15 protein-coding genes are annotated in these 16188 nt (G+C 30.8%); 1 reads left to right on the forward strand and 14 read right to left on the reverse strand.

Annotation, left to right across the window (positions count from 1 at the left end):
- Positions 1–28: 28 nt before the first annotated feature.
- Complete coding sequence (locus HYG84_RS18945) at positions 29–3265, reverse strand: fibronectin type III domain-containing protein (RefSeq protein ID WP_212383304.1); 3237 nt, start codon at positions 3263–3265, stop codon at positions 29–31.
- Between the two features lie 199 nt (positions 3266–3464).
- On the opposite strand from HYG84_RS18945, the gene HYG84_RS18950 reads away from it, so the two are divergent.
- Positions 3465–4211 (forward strand): hypothetical protein, encoded by a 747-nt coding sequence (locus HYG84_RS18950; protein ID WP_212383307.1) that lies wholly within the window; start codon positions 3465–3467, stop codon positions 4209–4211.
- Between the two features lie 50 nt (positions 4212–4261).
- Here HYG84_RS18950 and HYG84_RS18955 read toward each other — a convergent pair whose 3' ends face one another.
- From HYG84_RS18955 to HYG84_RS19015, 13 genes are all read right to left on the reverse strand, one after another.
- Positions 4262–4837, reverse strand: coding sequence for a hypothetical protein (locus tag HYG84_RS18955; RefSeq protein ID WP_212383311.1), 576 nt, complete (start codon positions 4835–4837; stop codon positions 4262–4264).
- A 119-nt stretch (positions 4838–4956) separates the two neighbouring features.
- Entirely contained in the window at positions 4957–5130 is a 174-nt protein-coding gene (locus HYG84_RS18960) for a hypothetical protein (protein ID WP_212383314.1), read from the reverse strand.
- 16 nt (positions 5131–5146) lie between these two features.
- Positions 5147–5338, reverse strand: a complete 192-nt coding sequence (locus tag HYG84_RS18965) for a hypothetical protein (RefSeq protein WP_212383317.1) — start codon at positions 5336–5338, stop codon at positions 5147–5149.
- Positions 5339–5452: 114 nt separating this feature from the next.
- On the reverse strand, positions 5453–5683 hold the full coding sequence (locus HYG84_RS18970) for a hypothetical protein (protein ID WP_212383320.1): 231 nt from the start codon (positions 5681–5683) through the stop codon (positions 5453–5455).
- Between the two features lie 57 nt (positions 5684–5740).
- Positions 5741–5959 carry a hypothetical protein gene (locus tag HYG84_RS18975; protein WP_212383323.1) on the reverse strand — a complete coding sequence of 73 codons (219 nt, stop codon included), beginning with the start codon at positions 5957–5959 and terminating at the stop codon, positions 5741–5743.
- Positions 5960–6179: 220 nt separating this feature from the next.
- On the reverse strand, positions 6180–7160 hold the full coding sequence (locus HYG84_RS18980; protein ID WP_212383326.1) for a hypothetical protein: 981 nt from the start codon (positions 7158–7160) through the stop codon (positions 6180–6182).
- Between the two features lie 18 nt (positions 7161–7178).
- Entirely contained in the window at positions 7179–8135 is a 957-nt protein-coding gene (locus HYG84_RS18985; RefSeq protein ID WP_212383330.1) for a type II secretion system F family protein, read from the reverse strand.
- A gap of 49 nt (positions 8136–8184) precedes the next feature.
- The gene (locus tag HYG84_RS18990) at positions 8185–9654 is read right to left on the reverse strand and encodes a CpaF family protein (RefSeq protein WP_212383332.1); all 1470 of its coding nucleotides are present in this window, start codon (positions 9652–9654) and stop codon (positions 8185–8187) included.
- A 19-nt stretch (positions 9655–9673) separates the two neighbouring features.
- Positions 9674–10462, reverse strand: coding sequence for an AAA family ATPase (locus HYG84_RS18995; protein WP_212383334.1), 789 nt, complete (start codon positions 10460–10462; stop codon positions 9674–9676).
- Positions 10463–10478: 16 nt separating this feature from the next.
- The gene (locus HYG84_RS19000; protein WP_212383336.1) at positions 10479–11177 is read right to left on the reverse strand and encodes a hypothetical protein; all 699 of its coding nucleotides are present in this window, start codon (positions 11175–11177) and stop codon (positions 10479–10481) included.
- A gap of 122 nt (positions 11178–11299) precedes the next feature.
- On the reverse strand, positions 11300–12043 hold the full coding sequence (locus tag HYG84_RS19005) for a PP2C family protein-serine/threonine phosphatase (protein ID WP_212383338.1): 744 nt from the start codon (positions 12041–12043) through the stop codon (positions 11300–11302).
- 632 nt (positions 12044–12675) lie between these two features.
- Entirely contained in the window at positions 12676–12870 is a 195-nt protein-coding gene (locus tag HYG84_RS19010) for a hypothetical protein (protein ID WP_212382397.1), read from the reverse strand.
- 265 nt (positions 12871–13135) lie between these two features.
- Positions 13136–16102, reverse strand: a complete 2967-nt coding sequence (locus HYG84_RS19015) for an Athe_2463 domain-containing protein (RefSeq protein ID WP_212382399.1) — start codon at positions 16100–16102, stop codon at positions 13136–13138.
- Positions 16103–16188: the final 86 nt, after the last annotated feature.

Consider the following 16188-nt stretch of genomic DNA (forward strand, 5'->3'; position numbering starts at 1 on the left):
AACAAAAATTCTACGGCTATCTTATATCTTAGTTTGTTAGGTTAATATCATAATCTTCCCTTGCTGTGCCTACAACGTGTACTTTAAGTGTTGCATACTTTTCTGCTCCATCACTATTTCTATGAACTGTAATATCTATTGGCAATACTGTGTTATTAATATGTTCAGCATCTACATCTATTATTAATGTTTTCTTAAATTTATTATCTCCGATTGTATCCATAAGTCCACTTTGTTCGTTAAAGTACCATGTAGCAGTATCAGGGAATCCTTTAGTCTCAACTACAAATGTAAACTCATATCCCCTTTTAATCTTTACAAGTTCGGATGTAGGTAGTTCAGGATTATTAAGCGGTGGATTCACTATGTCAGTAAATATGGCCCTATCAATAAATAATGTATCAAGTGCTATTGTAAGTTGTACTATTCTAGTATTACCTGCGTTATCTCTTATTTCCATTTCTATTGTTTTTGCACCGTCACCATCACTTAAAATCCAACTTTTAGAATACACTGGCCTTTCCCATGAACTCCAATCCTTCACTACTGTTTCCCTATATATCTCTCTAAATCTAATCTTATCTAATCCAGAAATAAAATCAGCATTTGTTGGATTTATATCAGAGGCAGTGATTTCAAGTTCAATATTTTTATCTGTAACTTTTTCTTTATCAGTTTTCAATGTTCCTATAGGCATTATATTATCATAGATAATAGTGTCATAAATAGGATCACTTATGTTTTCCGCTTTGTCTTTAAATTCCACATATACTTTATTTGTGCCTTGATGTGTATAAACATTGTCCATCTGATAATTATAAGTCGTATCATAAGGAACCCAATTTGACCAATTACCGTTCTCTGTTTTAAATCTCATATATTCTACTCCTGATAAATCATCAGTTGCCAGTAATGTTAAATTAACACTTTTATTATTTGTATATTGTGCATTATCGTTAATTACAATACTTTGCCCTACTGGCTTTATTGTATCAGTATATATATATTCTGCACTATATGGCGAATATTCACCATCTAAATTTTTTGCTCTTACTTTATAAACATATCCACTCCATGTGGATGAATTATGATTATAGAAGTTATTTGTCCCGCTATAAAGTAACGAATAAGTTCCACCATTTAGAGGTTTTACATGTAATTCATAAACAGTATAATTTGGATTGCCACTAGTATCCCATGTTAGATGATTTGATAATCTTGTACTTGAACTTTTTAATGACGTCACTCCCGGTGTATTTGGCAATGTAGTTGATGCACCAATAAAAATTCTATCTAATTGACCAGAATTATTTTTAACTCTACCATAAATATCATACTTTTTATTTGGTGATAATCCAGTGAAATTATGGTATATCTTATTTATCCAACCACTATTCCCAACGAGTCCTCCATTATATTCTTCAATCTCATAATAGTAAGCAGTTCCATTAGTACTATTTGTACTTTTTACCTTCCCCCTCATAGAATTAGTCGTAATTGAATCTATTCCATCAGAAGAAATATTGCTTGGAAGGGTGTCTTTACCTGTTGTTGTAGAATAAGTTGTTACAACATCATTAGCATTAATACTTCTCACTTTATATTGATAAAATGTATCAGGATTTAGTCCTGTGTCCGTATAATAAGTATTTGTTCCTTCGTAAACAACCTTATTACTATTTATATTAAATAATTGATATTTAGTACCATTTGAGTTTCCATTAGGGTTCCAACTAATTGTCATTGAATTTTGAGTAGGATTACTTAAAGTCAAACTTGTCGGAATGTTTGCATGACTGTATGTTTGTCCTAATGAAGTAAATGTGCTGTTTTCTATATTTTCTTTATTTTTTGCTTTAACCAGAAATTTATATTCAACATTTGGTGATAAACCAGTTGCATTAACACTAGTACCTGTTACCCACCCACTTGCAACCCAAACCCCATCACTTACTCTTTGAACTACATATTGATAATCTGTGTTGCTTGGATTTTCATTGTGGTTCCAATTAAGAGTAACACTTGATGTACCTAAATTAGAAAAGCCATCTGATATTGGGAGTTTTGCCAAAGTATATTTGTTTGTGGTGCCTGAGTACTCCGAATAATTATTTGATGAATTTTTAGCCCTTACTTTATATTGGTATTGGGTGTTACTATTAAGACCACTTTGAATATACGATGTATTTGGCCCATTATAAATAGTTTGTCTAGTAGTAACATTATACAATTCATATGTGGTTCCGCTAGGATTCCCATTACCACTCCAACTAATAGTTATAGAATTATCTGTTGTATTAGAATAAGTTGGATTGCTTGGAGTTGATATAGTATAAGCATCTCCCAAATGTGTGTATGATGTAACCAATCCTGAATGGTTTTTTGCTCTAACATACAATTTATAGTTAGTAGCCCGACTTAACCCTGTTGCTGTAACATCTGTTGAGGTAGTTGAACCACTAGTTATTATAGTTCCACTAGTGTTTTTTACATTCCATTCATATATAGTTCCAGATGGATTCCCATTTGAACTCCATTTAAGCCTTACACTATTTTCTGTAATATTATCAAACCCTTGAGATATAGGCTGTTTTGCTGCTGTATAAGTTCCTGATGTAGTAGAATAACTAGAAGTTCTTCCTGATGGATTAGTCGCCATCACTTTATACTGGTAATAAGCATTAGTATTTAATCCTGTCTCTATATAATAGTTATTAGTTCCTGTATATACAGTTTTTCCTGTGGTAACATTGTAAAGTGTATATATAGTACCACTTATATTGCCATTTGTATCCCATGTCGCTCTTACCGAATTCTCTGTATGATTAGAATAAGTTGGACTCTTAGGAACAATAACATAGTCTCTCACAGTTAATGAGTATGATACAGTTGCAATATCATACATACAATGATCTGCATAGTAGGTAAACTTAATTTGCGTATACACATCATTGACAATACTACCACTCATTGTAATTCCATTCCGAGTAGTTCTATAATCTATTTCCTCCCATTGTTTACTTGATGGATTATATCCTTCAATTTTTCCCCAATCGTTTCCGCTATGCCCACTTACTGATGAAACATTGAAATAATATGATACAGGACTCATTCCTGTTGGGACAGAAATTGTTCCAGTTGAATAAGGATCCCTTAATGTAAATGAGTTCGATATTGTTTTTTCAGCAGCATATACTGGAACTATCAAAAAAACAGATATCAACAATATAAAACTTATAAAAAACATCATTCTTTTTTTTCGCATAAGAATACCTCCCTTCTTTATTACTAGTCTGTTAATTAGGATAGTATATTTTAATTACTTATTTCAAGTAATTCAATTTTTAAAGCGATAAAATAAAACACTTCGGTACATTCCTTGATTTTATTGTAATAATCAGCCTTCGTATAGTAAAAACGTGTGTTATGTTATAAATAAAAATAAATTACAAGGAGACTATCTTATGAAGAAATTTAAGTTTAAAAAACTTTTTAAAATATTATTACCTATAATTCTAATTCTGGCCACAATTCTTTCAGCAATAATTCCTGCTTTTGCAGAAAAAAACAATGTTAAATTATCAGAACCTTATATGTTTGAAAATATTCCTATATTTACAGACGAAGAGTACAGCAATGCACCTGTCAGAATAACAATATTTGGCACAAGTTGGTGTCTATATTGTAAAAAATTAGAAGAAGATTTACCCAAAAGAATATATGAAAAATACACGAAAGAGCAAGTAGCAATAAAGGTTTTTGATAAAGATAACAGCGAAATTTTACCCGTATTTGACAAAATGATGGATTCAGTTAACATGCATGAAAAACTAAGAGGAAAAATCCCATCAACATTTATTAATGAAGAATATAATTATATAGGATACCATCCTGAAGAAGTTGGAGATAAAATAATTGCCGATATAGATGCTTTGCTTCAAGGGAAAGAAGTTCGATATGGAGGAAATAATGAGGAACTGCTCAAAACAATATCTGTAAAAGAAAGTAAATCAGAAAACAAGACAACTGAACAATCAAATATTACATTAGATAACCAAGATCCACAAACTCAAGGAGCAGAAAATAAGAGAGATCTTTCGCTAAAAGATAGGATTTATAATAGTTTAGTAAATAATAAATTAATATCATGCATAATCCTTGGTATTTTACTTTTATGTATTCTACATATTATGAATCTACAAGGGTCTTGAACATATTAATTTATAATAAAAAATGACTAGATTTTCTAGTCACTTTATTTTTAGTCTTTGTATTCACTCATAATAAATCCTGATGTTTTAAATGCAAGTTCAGCACCAGTATTATTCGTATTTGTAAGTTTTTTCCCAATCATTCTTAATGTAGAGTTAAGGAAATTATCTGATGGATATTCTAGTGTCATTCTAATAATATCATAGTCTTTCCTGTATGCTTTTGACATGTTATCATGAACAATTCTGCCTTTCAATCTTCCATTGGAATCGGTAGTGAACTCAACTACTGTTTTCTTCCCCGCAGATAAAGTAGAATCATTGAACTCTCCATTGTCTTGTGTCATATTATAAAAAGCCATAATTATCCTTTGATTTGAGTTTGGTTTTAAATTATAAAACTCTAATTCTTTTTCAAGCGAATCCACTATAATAGGAGTAACCTCTCCTGTAGTTGCAACAAGTTGTAAACTTCTATCTTTTACATCTGCAATAATGTCTTTTGTTTGGTAAGCCGAATATAATGCAAATGGATAAAAAATAAAGAATGTAAGAATTATAATTATAATGACAAACTCAAGAGTAAGAACGTTGCCTTTTTTATTAAACATGTTAAATGGTTTCATAAAGACACCTCCTGCCATAAATTTTAATTATTTTATTAAAATAGCATAGGGTATTCAAGTTATTAAGTGCTTTTAAATAAAATAAGCACTATCTTCTTTTACCTAAGAAAATAGTGCTATTATTGATTAGTCCATAAATCTCTCTGCAATTTTGTTTTAGTTTCAGTATCGAAGTTATCCTGCATTGTTTTTGTCGTTGTTGAAAATACTAGTATAGCAGCGATAGAAATAATAACTGTAAGTAATATCAACTCTGCTGTTATAATAAAACCTTTTCTTCTTAGTTTTTTCATGCCAATCACCACCAAACTATTTAATCTGTGAAGATATATTATTGTATGTTTCTTCAAATTTTTGAGTTGTATGAGTTAAACCTGCATCAGTATTTTGTCTTGTTTGATTTGCGATTGAACCTGAAACTGCAAGGGATAAACCTCCTATAACAACTACAAGTAATACAACAGCAATAATTTCACTACTTCCTTTTCTTGAAAATTTCATAAATATCAACTCCTATCTCTTAATATTGTGGGTTATGTACTGAAAGGACTAGGAATCTTTTCTTTAATAAGAAATAATGTTTATAGCCCTTTCTTTATCTAATCTTTATATAAATTAGTTAGTTGATCCACTTAATCCCGGAGTTTCAGCACTCTTATTTTGAATAGCCTCATTAAAGTTGCTTGTTAATTGATTAGTTTGGGTAGTCATACCAGAACTAAAACTTTGCTTAGATTGCTTTGTAAAAGTTCCTGTTACTGCAAGTGCAAGTCCTCCTATTACAACTACTAATAAAATTACTGAAACCATTTCTGAAGAACCTTTTCTATTGAATAATTTATTCATGTAATCATCTCCCTTCTATCTATCTTAATTTATTTCAACATTAAACAAATATTTATATTATTGTAATGTTGGGGATGTAGCGTTTCTTTGAGTTGCAGCATCTTGATAATTAGTTCCTAATTGATTTGTTTGTTGTGTCATTCCTGCATTTAAAGAACTATTTGTTTGCTTTGAAAAAGTTCCTGTTACTGCAAGTGCTAAACCACCTATAACAACTACTAAAAGCACAACAGATACAATTTCAGATGATCCTTTTCTGTTCATTAATTTTTTCATGAAAACCACTCCTTTTCTTAATGTATAATAATTTCTATATAAATTTTTATTAGGATATTATATTTACTTTTCCAAAGTCAAGTAATTTTGTTTTTATCTTTTGATTTATGATTGTCATCATCGACAGTGATAATATAAAAATTAATATCATATGATGTCAAGTATTTTTTATAATTATTTTTATTTTTATCTAACAGGTTTTAATTGCTTTTAAAACTAATTAGAATCCAGATACCCCTTTTATTAAACTACTTGTAGCCTGTGTAATCCATGGATAGAACCATATAAGTAAGGCTGCAATAAGAGGAGGCATTGCAGATACTAAAAGAATATATGGTTTTAACTTATTACCCTTCTCATCATTAATCTTAGTAGTTTCTTCGAGTCTATCTAAATACTCTCCTAAGAACTTTGATGCATAGTTATTATCTGTTTCGCAGGAAAATATTAAAGAATCGACAATCATATCAAATTCATATATTCCCACCTTATCCTTTAGATTGGTCAAAGCAGAATGAACATTAACATAATATTCATTTAATGCTGCTTCTATATATTCCCTATATACAGGCTTGATCTCCTTAACAAGAGTCAAAATATCATAGGCATTATTGCCTGTTTCAAGCATAGTGTGAATAAAAATTCCTAATGATATTAATTCTTTTTTTAATTGTGTTTCTTGCTTATTAGCAGCAGAATTAATTTCAAGATCAGGGTATATATAAAGAATAAGTGGAATAATAAAAGTGAAAATTATAAAACCTATAGGCAATTTAATTACTTGTGGATTCTCGACTTCCATATATATTTGCAGTTGAAACAGAAGTGCAGGTAACATATTAGCAATCAATACTCCTGCAATCGCTAAAAATGTGAAATATGCTTTTTTGGCATAATATATGGTTAAATTTTTATATTTACCATAGCCACCAATTTTAGAGAACTTAACTAAAGTTTTTTTATAACTATTTGAATCAGGCTTTGGAATTAATAATGCAATTATTTTGTTCTGTGCTAGTTTCATATATTTCTTATCTTCTTTAGTCAAAATTAATGTTTCTTCATTAAATAGATCATCAAGAGATGCTTTTTTCTTTGGCCAAAGGATAGTTAAAAGATATATACCTAAAAAAAGATAAATAAAAACTTGGAGTATATAGCCTGTATTCTCTACGATGAAAGTTAATAGAACATCACTCATGTCAAACACCTCTTTTCTTTACATTTTTGATGTTACTCTGTTTATAATAAAACTTATAATACAAAGCACTACTGATGCATTAATTACCATTTTACCTTGTGTGGTGTGGAAAAATAGATCCTTAGCCTCTGGCCTTAAAATTAATACCGTAACAAATGCAGCAGGAACTGTTAACATCAAAATCCTATTAAGAATCTTTCCACTAAATATCTCCATATCTTTTTCACTTTGAACAATTTCTCTATTTGAAATCTTAGTAATTGTTCTCATTAGTACATCTGTAATGTCAGAGCCATTTTCTTTATTAATAACAAGTGCATTTATAAATAAATAAATCCACTCATTGCTCATTCGCTTTGCGAAGTCATACAAAGCATCTTCTAAATCCATACCTGAATTGATAAGTCTTAAAAGTCTTTCAAATTCTGCTCTAATTGGATACTCCAGTTTAGGGCAAATTGCTTCTAAAATCTCTGCAATATTTTGAGTTTTTTGATATTCATTGAGAAATGATTGAATTGCTTTTAAAATTTGCTTATCCATTTTTTTCAGTTGAGATTCGACTTTATCATTGAGACCGATAATAGGAATTACAAAACCCACAATCATGAAAAGTAAAACTGCAACTGGATTAAGAATAAATATCCCGATGGCAGTACCTATCCCCGCATAAATAAATGATTTTTTTACAATATCGTATGCTGTAGTATCCTCAAATCCGCATATTGATATTTTTTCTTCTAAGTCAATTGCCAATTTATTAAGATGTTTGTTTCTTATTATCATTTCCTCAATAAAATCTTTCTTTTTTTGAGATGATTTTACTAAAACTAGTGTTTGAGAAACCTTCTTTTTCATTTGCATTTGTTTTAAATAGTTTGAAATTAAAAAAATAATACTACCTACAATTAAAATGTTGAAAATAACGGTTAGTGTCGATTTGGATGTCCAATCTATAGTTTGAAAAAAATTCATATATTTTCACCCCCTTGATTTTAAAAAAGGTAGGGAGAAGTTAATCTCCCTATAGATTCTTTAATTCTTCTTCCGATAAACCATAATAAAATAATTTTTCTTTAAGTTCTTTACTAATTTCATTTACTCTTTTGAAATATCCATCATTAGGATGTTTATAATCTACAATCCACGAATAAATATCTCTTACCTCATAGCGAAATTCTAGTTCATTTTCAGGCGTAGCCCAAATTTCAGATATTTTGGTAATTCTTCTTGTGCCATCAGAAAATCTTCTTAACTGAATAATAATATCTACTGCATTAGTAATCTTTTTGAGTAGCATTTCCGCATTTCTAGCCTTACCATCCTCGTTTATCATGTCCATAATATCTGCAATCGCAAGGTTAGGAGATGAACTGTGAATTGTTCCGATAGAACCTTGATGTCCTCTACGAAATGCTTTAATCATTTCTTCAGCCTCGTTTGAACGAGCCTCTCCTACTATAATTACATCAGGAGAGAAACGAAGCATAGATATAAATAAGTCTTTCATAGATATATTTATTGGATCTTCTTCATGTACCTCAACAGATACAATATTTCTTTCAGGATAAGTTTCATCTATTTTTAACTCAAAATGAGATTCGATAACACCAATTCTATAATCTGGATTTATATATTGAACTAAATATTTAAGTAGAGTTGTTTTTCCAGAAGCAGTCTCCCCTGACACAATCATATTTGCCCTTCCCTTTACTAACTTTTGAAGTAATACTGCCATTTCATCATTAAAAGCACCTGATTTCAAATAGTTCTCTGTAGTGATTTTAAATGATGCAAACTTACGAATGTTAATATAAGGTCTTTTAGCAGTAGGAGGAATCATAACTGTAAGACGAGAACCATCTTCCATACGACACTCTATCTTGGGATTTGTAGGAGAAATACTTTTTTTATCATACCTAAGCATTAATTGAATAACCCTCTCAACATCAAGGTCATTCTTAAACCGCTTATTTAGTCTTGTTTTAACTCCACCTTTATCAATCCAAATATGATCATAACCATTTACCCATATTTCAGAAATTTGGGGATCATCATATAATTCTTGAATTTCCCCTAATCCGTAATTCTCCTTATATATGCGGTCTGCTGCACTCATAATAAGTGCAGAGTCAATTAACTTTTCTTCTGTTAAAACTTTAATTATAAGAGACTTAACTTGTTTTTGTGCCATTCTATTACCTTTAGCACATCTAGCAAGTAAGTTATTATGTTGAATCTTTTCCTCTTTTGTTCCTTTAGGATTAGTTAATACATCAACTACCCTTTTTGTAACCTTTTCATATTCATCCATACCAATAAGAGTTACTACATTTAAGTTTTCGTGATTATTAATGATTGATAAATGAGCATCTATATTAAATACATTATTTTGTAAATTAAATGTTTCCTTATCTAAACTTAGAACTTGATCTGTATGAGTATCTACAGAATTTCCATCCGTTAGATTGTCTAAATTAAAAATTTTGGACATAAGGATTCACCCCCTTTTCTTATTTCTTGAAGAAGAACCCTTTTTTCTTTGCATCTAATTCTTCTTTCTTGAGTCCTAGATCAACTAGCAATTTATCTTTAATAACTACAAGTTCTTCTTCATGTTTTTTGGCTTTTTTACTTGAGAATATTTCAAATAAAAGATCCTGTGAGTTAATGCTGTTTGATATAACCACATGATCTACATCGCTTAATGGATATACTTCTGTGTTTAAGTTTTCAGTAATATTTTCTAGTGATAAAACTATGTTTTTGTCATACTTATTAACAACTACAAGCAAATCTCTTAGCAGTGCTCCTATAAGTTGGGACTTTTCGATAAATTTTCTAAAGTGTAATGCATTTTGATTTACCACCATTACAAGCCTGTCAGCCTTTTTAAGACTTAGAAATGTACCTGCATTATCTAAAGAAGTTCTTGTGTTCAAAATAACAACATCAAACATTTCCTTTGCCATATCAATAATTGGCTCCAAAAGTTCTATTTCAAATGTAGGCCCTTTATCTATTTTCTTCGTACCTTGAAGTAATTCAAAACCATTCACTTTTACTAGATTCATTTTAAAGATTTCTTCCGTAAGCGTATGTCCTTCAATATATGGGAACAGATTGTCCAGATTATGCTCGGCATCTGTTATATTAAGGTACATTGTTGTATCTGGATTATTTAAATCCATATCAATCAAACATACCGTTTTCTCTTTTGATATTTTTTCTGCTAATAAAATTGCAGTAGTAGTTACTCCCGTATGATTAGCAGGAGACCATAAAGTGATTATTTTCCCCATAGTTACACCCCCTTTTTTAGTTTAGAATTGGAACTGGCTTCACAAAGAAAAATTTATTGCTTGGTTTTCCTAAAGCCTTTTCTAAAGTCCTTACATCATTTTCATCAACTCTAATAATTGCGACACTTGGAATTTGTGCAGGTTGACTTCTATCAGTATTGATAATTTCTCCATCTCCATTTTTCAAAGTAAGAATTTCCACTGGTACACTGAATACCTTGTCAGTATGTTTTACTTCATCTTGACCAACTTTTTCTATCCATGAGTGCCATAAAATAGGACTATCACCTGCATATAGTGAAGAACCCACCGTAGATAAGTAGTCAACTGTAATGGCATACATTAACTTTTTAGGGTTATCTGCCTCGGTTCTTGTTTGGATCTTGCTTGTAATAACTTGTTCTCCCGGATATATTTTTTGGGTTGCCACGTAATGAGTTTTCTCTAATTCATCCAAATTTTTTTTAACAAAATTAGTGTCTTTACTATCCTTTGGATTAACTAAAACAAGTTCAGAATCTACTAATATTTCTTTAACGTTATCTAGCGTAATTGCATCTCCTTCATTAATCATCGTGGATGCGACAATCACTTGTTTCTTATTTAATTTCATCCCAAACTTCTTCTCTAAGATGTTGGTTTGAGTCATAAGAAAATAAAGACCTATTGATAATACAAGAACGATCATTGCAATAATATTTAGTGCTTTTTTCATATGAAATCACCTCTCTCAATATTTGTTTTTTTGCTGTATATTTTAAAATACATTATTAAAAATTATTTTTTATCTAACTTGGTATACTATTTTGCATAAATCTCTAGCCGGTTTCAAATTTTTTAAAAGTTAATATAACTTATAACTACTGCCGAATTGTCTACTCCTCCAACTTCATTTGCTCCCTCAATAAGCCATTCGCAAGCCTGTTTTGAAGATTCAGTATTTACTAGGATCTGTGTTATTTTCTCATTATCAAGCATTTCATAAATTCCATTAGTTGAAAGTAAAATGATATCTTCTTGCTGCAATACTCCTTTTGTAATAAAAGGATCCATATCTGGCATACCTAAAAATTTAGTAAGTACATTTCTATCTGGATGCATAGAATAATCCGTTTCTTTAATCTTTCTCTGCTCTAATAAAGTCATAGCCTCTGTATCATCTTTTGTCATTTGCACTAAGTTGCCACCCCTGAATAAATAAACCCTTGTATTTCCTACATGCATAATTACAATTTCTTTTCTATTATTAATAGCAATAGCAGTAAAAGTTGTTGTGAAATTTCCGAACTTCTCCTCGTCAATTCTGCGATAGTTATAGATCATTCTGTTAGCCAAATACAGTGCTATCTTTGAATGTTTTTCTATTTCGCTTATATTATCGCTCTGAAGGTTTTTCTCCATATATTTTTTAAATTCATCAATGGCTATGACGGACGCAACATCTGTGCCTTTTTTAGCACCTAATCCATCCGCAACACATATAAATAGCACATTGTTATTTAAAATAAATCCATCAAAAAAATCCTCCATAACTGATAGTTGCTTACCTATGTCAGAAAAGCCATAATAATTAAAGGCCATCTCAAGCACCTCCCTTATCTAAACTTTGTAGCATTTTACTGATAAGAAAATCTAAAGTCAAAAAATCTCATCCTTTTTTATAAATTTAAATTATGAATATATTACAAATAAAAAAACACCTTGCAGGTGTTTTTTGTTTTAATCAAGTTTTAATATTTCAAATAGCAAAATATAAATAATATGGATTCTTTGACTCAATGAGAAATGAGATTGTTTGTTGAAATATTTGAAATTCTAAAGGTAAACGAAGTATAGTATTTCAAATGTTAGTTTTGATTAATTAAATGGGAGATTTTGATAATAAAGTATAAAGTTAATTTAAACTTTAAAGTCATATGTAAAGTTTGTGGAGTTAAAATAGTGAATCTGGGGAACTTTTGTGGGGAATGTGGAAATAAATTATTAAAAGATATTTGTATTATATGTTAGAAGAATAATAGGGAAAGCCGTTGTTACAAGTGAGACAAATTGCATTAGATGTAACATAAAAGGAAGTGCTAATTAAAGCACTTCTAAAGATGCTACATATTTTTATATAAATTGTTTATTTTTTTAAGATATATGATATAATATAAACAGAAGCCAAGGCATTTTGGATACCTTGACTTCTGGAGTGTTTTTAAAAAGGTGAATTACATGTTCTGTTGCTCTGGAGATTTAGCGGTCTCGCCAGAGCATTTTTCTTTATTGCTGATTTTGATTTTAAATATGTTTTTACAAACATTAATTTCTATCTTATCAGCATAAATGCCACTCTTTGCAGTCATCAAATAGATGATTATTAAAATAAGTAGAGTACTTATGGACACCATTAAATAAAGAACCATTAATCCCACCTCCTTTCAACCTCTTGTAAAGGAGGATTTTCTTTTGTAGAAAGGAGGATAAACACTCAAACCCCCACAGAACCGCACTGTGGTTATTATTCAACTACCTTCTTTTTATAAATTAAAGAAGATTTCTATTACTATTATACTATAGCCTACAAAGCAAAATCAATTTTGTTTGTGTAAATTCATATAATAATTAAATTATAAACCTACTACTATTAAAAAAGCATGTGAAATTTCACATGCTTTTTTATCACCATTTTTATTTAGGATTGTTGATAACTTCAGTTTTTATCTTTGTTTCAGGAATTACATCAAAATATACTTTTTTTGTATGAGTATCACTTGGGTAATATCCCCCTACTGTCAAATAAACATCAACATATTCTTGGTTTCTTAATCTACCACCATCTCGGTTTGATGTTGCAGGTGTACCATAAGGAGGTATATATGCTTTCCACCACATAATTTCTGTTGATGGGGTTGCATAATCCTGTGGACCCTTCTCTTTTCCATAGTAATAATTCATATAATCATATGTTCTTCCACTATTTGCTGAATATATACCATTTACTTTTCTTTCAACAGCATCATCTATCCATTTAGGTGAATCCATATTCATAATTGAATAATCTGCTCTTTCTTCCGTTAAACCGTAAGTATCTATTAAGATATCGAATCTTGTTGCCCTTGGAACCTTATTATTCATCTGTGATGGCTCTATCCAAGGATCAGATATTCTTACAAGTCTATACTCGGAAGATGTTGACCATGTTTCATTACCTGCTCTATCTTTTTGATAAACATGTATCCACCAAGAACCCGGTTGAGTTATATGCACATTAAAGTTACTATATCCTTCTTGTCTTTCAGGTGTTGTTGCTGATACATTCCTCATTCCTGAATTATTATAGGGACTGTTGTTAAGCACATATCTTGTTTCTACAACTCCTGATAAATTATCTCCAACTGTTACTGTTACTGTTAAATCATCATCAATATAACTTCTATTATCGCTAGAGAATCTTGCATCATATGGATTTGTTTTATCAATAAGATATTCACGATATTTAACCTGTGTCATCTTATTTTGTGCTGTATCTTCTGCATCAACCTCTATCTCATATATACCATCTTGAGACATAATAGCAGTTTGAGTATCATCCGTTGAACGGTGATTATAATAAGTAGTTACTATAGGTCTATTATAATAACTCTTATCAATCACTCTAAAAAAACTACTGTTTCTCCAAAGCCCAGATAAATTATCTGTTATTCTAATTGGAACTGTTACTGTTTGATTTGTCCAATTATGGCTTGTTGGAGAGGCACTAGCGATTACAGGTTTAGTTTTGTCTAGGTAATAAAATCCTGAATTTGAAGAATATTTGTCAGTTGGTTTACTTGTACGACCTACTGGCGGACTTCCTCCAGTCCAACTACCATCATTAGGTGGCTGCGTACTTCCCCAATTTTGACTTTTAGGTTGCCATTCTATAATTTCTGCTTGTAGTTGAATGGCTGAAAGTTCTTGGCTAATAATATAAGTGCCTGAAGTTCCATTAATAGTTTGTTCAGGCAACCTCACCGATGAACCTGCTAAATTAGTTCCACTTCCCCAAACCTTTAGACTTTTAATTTCCCATATTTCTGTATATTCTCTTGAAGCATTTCCATATTCGGTAGTATACCACACCTCAGTATCCCAATCTGTACATGATCCATTCTCGTCCCTGTCAGAACAATACGTTCGTTCGTGCCTTTTTTGATAACTATATTGACAAGATGCAGAACCATTTGCGGTCTTTGTTGTTTCCCCTGTTACAGTGACAGATACATTAATATCAGATTTCACCCACCCTAACCTATTACCACCTATATCAAAAGAACTGTTAGGATTAAATACTATTTCTCCTGAACCTTCTCCTGCTTCCTGATTTTGCTCTATAATAGTGACCTTATGGAGTATATATTTTTCCCCTAATGTATTTCCAGTACCGGCAGGATATTGTGTTCCATTTTTATATTTGATTATGGCTCCTATTGCATATATTGCCCCTGCTGTTGAACCCTTTCGGTTAATCGTAGTCGTTATTCCATTCCCTATAGAACTCGGACTAAATGATGTAGAACCATTTGTTACAGAAGGGCTATTGAATTGATACCACTCTACAGTTTGTACTAAATTGGTATCTATTCCTTTTAATTCAAGATTTATAGGATATTCAGTTACACCTGCTTGAGTCCCTGAAGGTAAAGATTTAATAACTGTACCATCAGTATAGTCCTCTCCCTCATGTTTAATAATAAAATCCCCTTCTCTAATCGGAATAATATGAACAAGTTCAATTTGATAAAGTGCAGGAATCGTAAAAGTTTGATAAAATAAAGGACCATGTGTATCATGCCATCCCCTTATAGTTCCATTCGTATAATCCGTTGGTTCAGCCTCTACATGGAAATAATGAAGAATTTCTGACGTACTATATGTTCTTGTGCTTTGTCCTCTATTAATCACTCCATCATCCTTTATATAGGAGTAAACAGTTCCACTAGCATCATGCCATATTGCCCTTTCAAGCCATCCTGCTATAGTGCTAAATTGCCCTGCAACATAAATTGGAGAAGGATTTCTTATTCCATATTTACTTGATTGAACTCTTGAATCATTCCATGGATGCTTTATCCATTTCTTATCCTTTGCATGGGTTCCACTTACTGCATCAGGTGGAAAATCAGGATTTGTATATTTATCCCCGTTTATGCTGTATCCCAAATATCTGTATTTATCGTTTTTAAGTTCATTTCCCGGCACATCTTCTGGTACTCCATATGCAACAAGTCCTCTACCCGCTAATAAAAATCCATTAAGTTTTAATGTTTTTCCACTTGCAGATATAGATTCGGGTAGATTTGGAAGTTTAGATATATCAATATTAGCCCATAATACTTCGGAAGGATTGCTTTTATTTTGTACTTTTACAGGAACTAAATTATCTTGAAGATTTGTATTCTTATTTATCGCTTCTTTCATCGTTGTGGCTGCATAACTCCAATCAACAATATATTCTGCTCCAGTTTGATCTTGTATTTTCGGAATAGTGTAAGGACTTACACCATTAGCCTGTACCTCTTTAAGTGAACCTAAAAAACCAGTAAGGTTAAGACTTGTAAAAATCATAACAAACAACAAACATATTGCTATTTTTGTTTTAAAGAGGCTTTTCATAATTTCTCTCACCCCCATTATTAAATTTTATGTATATTATAATTATCTCCTTTACAAAATCAATTTTTTACATAAAAAAAGATGTA

Source organism: Alkaliphilus sp. B6464, from assembly GCF_018141165.1.
Classification (GTDB): Bacteria; Bacillota; Clostridia; order Peptostreptococcales; family Natronincolaceae; genus Alkaliphilus_B.

Coding starts and splice junctions, on each gene's coding strand:
- HYG84_RS18945 (WP_212383304.1), bottom strand. CDS start 3,265: ATGCGAAAAAAAAGAATGATGTTTTTTATAAGTTTTATATTGTTGATA.
- HYG84_RS18960 (WP_212383314.1), bottom strand. CDS start 5,130: ATGAAAAAACTAAGAAGAAAAGGTTTTATTATAACAGCAGAGTTGATA.
- HYG84_RS19010 (WP_212382397.1), bottom strand. CDS start 12,870: ATGGTTCTTTATTTAATGGTGTCCATAAGTACTCTACTTATTTTAATA.
- HYG84_RS19000 (WP_212383336.1), bottom strand. CDS start 11,177: ATGAAAAAAGCACTAAATATTATTGCAATGATCGTTCTTGTATTATCA.
- HYG84_RS19005 (WP_212383338.1), bottom strand. CDS start 12,043: ATGGCCTTTAATTATTATGGCTTTTCTGACATAGGTAAGCAACTATCA.
- HYG84_RS18955 (WP_212383311.1), bottom strand. CDS start 4,837: ATGAAACCATTTAACATGTTTAATAAAAAAGGCAACGTTCTTACTCTT.
- HYG84_RS18985 (WP_212383330.1), bottom strand. CDS start 8,135: ATGAATTTTTTTCAAACTATAGATTGGACATCCAAATCGACACTAACC.
- HYG84_RS18965 (WP_212383317.1), bottom strand. CDS start 5,338: ATGAAATTTTCAAGAAAAGGAAGTAGTGAAATTATTGCTGTTGTATTA.
- HYG84_RS18950 (WP_212383307.1), top strand. CDS start 3,465: ATGAAGAAATTTAAGTTTAAAAAACTTTTTAAAATATTATTACCTATA.
- HYG84_RS18980 (WP_212383326.1), bottom strand. CDS start 7,160: ATGAGTGATGTTCTATTAACTTTCATCGTAGAGAATACAGGCTATATA.
- HYG84_RS18975 (WP_212383323.1), bottom strand. CDS start 5,959: ATGAAAAAATTAATGAACAGAAAAGGATCATCTGAAATTGTATCTGTT.
- HYG84_RS18995 (WP_212383334.1), bottom strand. CDS start 10,462: ATGGGGAAAATAATCACTTTATGGTCTCCTGCTAATCATACGGGAGTA.
- HYG84_RS19015 (WP_212382399.1), bottom strand. CDS start 16,102: ATGAAAAGCCTCTTTAAAACAAAAATAGCAATATGTTTGTTGTTTGTT.
- HYG84_RS18990 (WP_212383332.1), bottom strand. CDS start 9,654: ATGTCCAAAATTTTTAATTTAGACAATCTAACGGATGGAAATTCTGTA.
- HYG84_RS18970 (WP_212383320.1), bottom strand. CDS start 5,683: ATGAATAAATTATTCAATAGAAAAGGTTCTTCAGAAATGGTTTCAGTA.